At 73.9% G+C, this 5,171-nt stretch carries 5 protein-coding genes; 2 read left to right on the top strand and 3 right to left on the bottom strand.

Annotation, left to right across the window (positions count from 1 at the left end; all coding sequences use genetic code 11):
- Positions 1–154: 154 nt before the first annotated feature.
- The gene (locus TR50_RS41355) at positions 155–1,573 is read right to left on the bottom strand and encodes an aminotransferase-like domain-containing protein (RefSeq protein WP_042435515.1); all 1,419 of its coding nucleotides are present in this window, start codon (positions 1,571–1,573) and stop codon (positions 155–157) included.
- On the opposite strand from TR50_RS41355, the gene TR50_RS41350 reads away from it, so the two are divergent.
- Positions 1,572–2,807, top strand: a complete 1,236-nt coding sequence (locus TR50_RS41350; RefSeq protein ID WP_042435512.1) for an aminotransferase class V-fold PLP-dependent enzyme — start codon at positions 1,572–1,574, stop codon at positions 2,805–2,807. The genes TR50_RS41355 and TR50_RS41350 overlap by 2 nt on opposite strands.
- A complete protein-coding gene (locus TR50_RS41345) occupies positions 2,804–4,111 on the top strand; it encodes an MFS transporter (RefSeq protein WP_042435509.1) in 1,308 nt (435 codons plus the stop codon). The genes TR50_RS41350 and TR50_RS41345 overlap by 4 nt, the downstream gene beginning before the upstream one ends.
- A 150-nt stretch (positions 4,112–4,261) precedes the next feature.
- Here TR50_RS41345 and TR50_RS47725 read toward each other — a convergent pair whose 3' ends face one another.
- Both TR50_RS47725 and TR50_RS41340 read right to left on the bottom strand, forming a co-directional pair.
- Positions 4,262–4,423 carry a DUF8730 family Cys-rich protein gene (locus tag TR50_RS47725; protein ID WP_162837982.1) on the bottom strand — a complete coding sequence of 54 codons (162 nt, stop codon included), beginning with the start codon at positions 4,421–4,423 and terminating at the stop codon, positions 4,262–4,264.
- Positions 4,424–4,467: 44 nt separating this feature from the next.
- A complete protein-coding gene (locus TR50_RS41340) occupies positions 4,468–4,857 on the bottom strand; it encodes a DUF302 domain-containing protein (protein ID WP_042435506.1) in 390 nt (129 codons plus the stop codon).
- Positions 4,858–5,171 lie beyond the last annotated feature (314 nt).

Genomic DNA, 5,171 nt, shown 5'->3' with positions numbered 1-5,171 from the left:
GCCCGGGGAGCCGCAGGCCGCAGGCCGCAGGACCCGGGGGCCCGGGGGCCCCAGAGGCCTTGGGGGCCGGAAGATCGCGTGCCAGGTGGCGCGGCCGGGCGGGTTGGCGAGGGGGGCCGAGGGGTCGCGCCGGGCTCCGCCCGCCGGCGGTCGCTCAGTCGTCGGCCGAGCGCGGTCGGCTGGCCGCGGCGGCCAGGCGCGCGGCGGCTTCGACGAGGTCGGCGGGCTCGGCCGCGGCGGCGAAGCCGAGGCGCAGGTGAGCGGCGGGTGGCTCGGCGGCGAAGTACTGGTGCCCGAGGTTGACGGCGACCCGGTGCGCCGGGACGGCGTCCGCGATGTCCGCCTCGGTGAGGCCGGCCGGCAGCCTCAGCCACAAGTGCAAGCCGCCCTCGGGGAGCTGAAGCAGCGTCCAGTCGGGCAGTTCACGGGCCAGGGCGTCGGCCAGCACCGCGCAGCGGTGGTTCAGCGCGGTCGCCAGGGTGCGCAGATGGCGGTCCCACGCCGGAGTGCTCAGCAGTTCGACCGCGGCCTCCTGAAGCGGGCGGGCGATGAAGAAGTCGTCGACCCGCCGCATCCCGAGCAGGCGCCGCATGACGGGGCCCCGGGCGACGACGCCGCCGATCCGCAGACTGGGCGAGGCGGCCTTGGTCAGCGAACGGACGTGGATGACGGTGCCGTCGCGGTCGTCGGCGACCAACGGGCGTGGCACCGTGCGGCCGTGGCCGAGGTGGCGGGCGAAGTCGTCCTCGATGACGAACGCCCCGGCCGCGCGCGCCACATCGACGACCTGCCCGCGCCGCTCGGGGGCGAGGACGGTGCCGGTGGGGTTGTGGAAGGTGGGCTGGCAGTAGAGCAGCCGGGCGCCGGTCATGGCGAAGGCGTCGGCGAGGAGGTCGGGCCGCAGGCCGTGCTCGTCCATCGGCACGGGCACCGGCCGCAGTCCGGCGGAGCGCGCGGCAGCGAGCGCCCCGACGTAGGTCGGCGACTCGACCAGGACCGGGTCGCCGGGCGCCGCGACCGCGCGGAACAGCATGGACAACGCCCCCTGTCCGCCTCCGGTCACCAGGACGTCCTCGGGGTCGACGTCCCCGCCCGCCTGCTGGGCGAAGATCGTGCGGAGCGTCGAAAGGCCCGCCGCGGGGGCGCGGTGCCAGGCGTCCGGGCGGCGGGCGGCCCGTGCCAGCGCTCCGCCGAGCAGCCGGGTGGGCTGGAGGTTCTCGTGCAGGTAGCCGCCGGACAGCGCGATGGTGCCCGGCGCCGGCGTGCCCGACTGCTCGTCGGGGCGCTCCGGCTGGAACTGACGGCCCGCCAGGGCGACGGCCTGCCAGGAGGTGTCCGGTTCGGCGTCGGCCGGGCGCGGCCGTCGGGTCGCCACATACGTGCCGCTCCCGGGGCGGGTGACCACCGCGCCCTCGGCCGCCAGGAGGGCGATCGCGCGCGAGACGGTAACGGGGCCAACCCCGTGACGCACGATCAGATCCCGGCTGCTGGGCAGGCGGTCGCCCGGGGCGAGACGCGCGATCAGATCCCGGAGGCTCGCTACCAGCGTCTCGATACTGCTACCGTCATACATGAAGAACCACGATAGCGCTTTCGCCCGCAGCCCGGAACCGCTCCTCGACCTCGCCGCTCTGCGGGCCGACACCCCCGGCGTCGAGCGGGTCGTCCACTTCAACAACGCAGGCAGCGGTCTGATGGCCCGTCCGGTCCTCCAGGCGATGCTCGACCACCTCGAACTGGAGGCGACCATCGGCGGCTACGAGGCCGCCGCAGCCAGGGCCGCGGAGACGGCCGACTTCTACACCTCGCTCGCCGAGCTCCTCGGCACCGGCCCCGGGAACATCGCCTACGCTGCCAGCGCCACCCACGCCTACACCAAGGCCCTCTCGGCGATCGACTTCCGCCCCGGCGACGTCGTCCTCACCACCCGCAACGACTTCATCTCCAACCAGATCGCCTTCCTCGCCCTGCGCAAGCGCCACGGCGTGCAGATCGTGCACGCCCCCGACCACCCCGACGGCAGTGGCGTGGACGTCGACGCGATGGCGGCGCTGATGCGCGCCCACCGCCCGCGCCTGGTCGCCGCCACCCACGTGCCCACCAACTCCGGCCTGGTGCAGCCGGTCGCCGAGATCGGAAAGCACTGCCGTGAGCTCGACCTGCTCTACCTGGTCGACGCGTGCCAGTCGGTGGGGCAGTACCCGCTCGACGTCGAGGAGATCGGCTGCGACCTGCTCACGGCCACCTGCCGCAAGTTCCTGCGCGGGCCGCGCGGTTCCGGCTTCCTCTACGTCTCCGACCGGGCCCTCGCGGCCGGTTACGAGCCGCTCTTCATCGACATGCACGGAGCGCGCTGGACCGCTCCGGGCGCCTACACCCCGGTCGCCACGGCCGCCCGTTTCGAGGAGTGGGAGTTCCCGTACGCCACCGTGCTGGGCTGCGCGGCCGCGGTCCGGTACGCGCTGCGGGTCGGCCTGGAGCCGGTCGCGCAGCGCACACCCGCCCTGGCCGGGCGGCTGCGCGGGCAGTTGGCCGAGATCCCGGGCGTGCGGACCCTGGAGCGGGGTCCGGCCCGGGCCGCCCTGGTCACCTTCACGATCGAGGGGTGGCAGGCGCGGCCGTTCAAGGCGGCGCTGGACGCACGAGGCGTCAACTCCGCACTCAGTTACCGGGAGTTCGCCCAGTACGACTTCACCGACAAGGAGGTGGAGTGGTGCCTGCGCCTGTCGCCGCACTACTACAACACCGACGACGAGGTCGAGGCGGTCGTCGCGGCGGTCGCCGAGCTGGCCGGGAGCGCCCGATGACCCAGGTCGCGAACTCTGCGGACGCGACCACGCAGCAGACCCCGCTGCAGGCGAGCCTGTGGCGCAACGGCGACTTCGTCAGGTTCTGGCTGGGCGAGACCGTCTCGCTGCTCGGCACCCAGGTGACCAACCTCGCGCTCCCGCTGACCGCCATCGGCGCGTTCGGCGCGAGCGACGAGCAGGTCGGGCTGCTGCGCTTCCTTCAGCTGGTCCCGTACCTGGGGCTGGCCATGCTGATCGGCGTCTGGACCGACCGCGCCCGCCGGCGACCGGTCATGCTGGGCGCCAACCTGGTCCGGCTGGTCCTGCTGGCCCTCGTGCCGCTGCTGTACTGGCGGCACGCGCTCGACCTGCCCCTGCTGATGGTGATCGCGTGCACGGTCGGCATCGCGTCGGTGGTCTTCGACGTGAGCTGGATGTCGTACGTGCCGGTGCTGGTGAAGAGCCCGGCGCACTACGTCGAGGCGAGCGCCAAGATGGGCGCCAGCTCCTCGGCGGCCGACGTGGCCGGTCCCGGACTGGCCGGCCTCCTGGTCTCCGCGGTCGGCGCTCCGGCGGCCGTGGTCGTCGACGCCTGCTCCTACGCGGTGTCCGTCGCCTCCCTCCTGCTGATCCGCACGCCCGAGCCGCGCCCCGAGCCGGTCGCCGAACGGCGGTTGCGGCGCGAGCTCAAGGACGGTCTGGCCTGGGTCCTGCGCGACCGCGTGCTGCGGGCCCTCGCCCTGATCGGCTTCTGCTGCAACTTCTCGATGATCACGGTGTGGACGATGTTCCTGCTGTACGGGACCCACGACCTCCACCTGGCGGGGGCGACACTCGGCGCCGTCTTCGCGACGGCCTCGGTCGGCGGCCTGGTCGGCGCGCTCGTCTCGCGCAAGGTCATCGCGCGGTTCCCGCTCGGCCGCGTCTACCTCGTGGCCCAGTCCGCCCTCCTGCTGGGCCCGTCCCTGATCCCCGCGGCGGCCGGGCCGCGACCGGTGATGATCGGGCTGTTCGTGCTCTCGTTCTTCACCACCTACCTGGGCCTCGGCGTGGCCGGGGTCGTCATCGTCAGCCTCCGTCAGGCGGTGACACCGCAGTCGATGATGGGCCGGATGACGGCCGCGTTCCGGACGCTCCTGTTCGGCGGCGGCGCACTCGGCGGGCTCTGCGCCGGTCTGCTCACCGGCCAGCTCGGCGGCCGAGGCGCGCTGACGGTGGCCGCGGCCGGTTCGGCCGTCGTCGTCGTGGGCCTGGTGCTGTCCCCGGTCAGCCGCCTGAAGGAGCTGCCGGCCGGGCCGGGGCAGACGCTTCCCGCCGGCTGAGCCCGCCCGACGGCCTGCGCGGCAGGCGGACGACCACCGGGGCCCTTCAGCGGCGGGCCCCGGTCCCGACCGCCTGCCGCGCCGGTACCGGCCGGTGCAGGACGGCGCGGTGCAGGACGGCGGCGCGGGACGGGCGGTGCACGCAGGGCGTCAGCGACCGAAGGGCCACCACCCCTTGCGGGCCGGCTTCGGCTCCGCCGCGCAGCCGCAGCGCTGTGCGGCCGGGACGCCGGACAGGACCTGGTCGACGTGCTGGCCGCAGCCGGCGTAGGTGTACTTCCCGCAGCGGCGGCAGGTGACGCGTCGGCACATGGGGGTTCGGCTCCTGGTTCGGATGTCGGTGTCGGGTGTCGGTCTCAGACGAGCGCGGCCAGCGCCGCGTCCAGGCGGGTCGTGGCCTCATCGGCGACGACCCGCAGACCCTCGGCGTCGGACAGCTCGACCATCATGCCGGGATCGACCGCCTGGACCAGGACGTGGTCCTCGACCCGGCGGACGACCACGTTGCACGGCAGCAGCAGGCCGATGTTGCGATCGGCGGAGATCGCACGGAAGGCGAGCGCCGGGTTGCAGGCGCCGAGGATCAGGTAGTCCTCCAGCTCCTCGCCGAGCTTGGCCTTCATCGTGGCCGTCAGGTCGATCTCGGTGATCACACCGAACCCCTGCCCGGCGAGCGCCTCGCGGACGTCCGCCACGGCGGCAGCGAAGTCGGTGGTGTCCAGCCGGACGGTGCGGTCGTAGCTCACGATGCGCCTCTCTCCCTCGTACTCATCGATCCCCGCAGTCCACTATACCCCTGGGGGTAATAAGCAGAAGGTCAGCACCCGCCCGTACCTCCGGCACGGACACTCCTGGCGCGACCGGCCCGACCAGCCCCGCCGCGGTCACCCGCCCGTCTGCCTGGAGCTTCGCCACGGCGCGCGCCGGAAAGGCGGTGCTGCACCGACGCACCGCACTGGGAGCCTGCTGCTCCGGGGCGGCGTGGCGGGGTACGGCGGCCTGGCGGGGTATGACGGAGATGGCACGTCCTGACCACCCCCGCCATTGCACCGACCCGGCC

It is taken from the genome of Streptacidiphilus anmyonensis, assembly GCF_000787855.1.
GTDB classification, from domain to species: Bacteria; Actinomycetota; Actinomycetes; order Streptomycetales; family Streptomycetaceae; genus Streptacidiphilus; species Streptacidiphilus anmyonensis.
The sequence above is the reverse complement of the archived record's forward strand: the minus strand, read 5'-3'. Positions and strand labels throughout refer to the sequence as shown.

Bases quoted from the DNA above. Each gene is read 5' to 3' on its own strand.
- TR50_RS41355 (WP_042435515.1), bottom strand. From the start codon at position 1,573: ATGTATGACGGTAGCAGTATCGAGACGCTGGTAGCGAGCCTCCGGGAT.
- TR50_RS41350 (WP_042435512.1), top strand. From the start codon at position 1,572: ATGAAGAACCACGATAGCGCTTTCGCCCGCAGCCCGGAACCGCTCCTC.
- TR50_RS41345 (WP_042435509.1), top strand. From the start codon at position 2,804: ATGACCCAGGTCGCGAACTCTGCGGACGCGACCACGCAGCAGACCCCG.
- TR50_RS47725 (WP_162837982.1), bottom strand. From the start codon at position 4,423: ATGTGCCGACGCGTCACCTGCCGCCGCTGCGGGAAGTACACCTACGCC.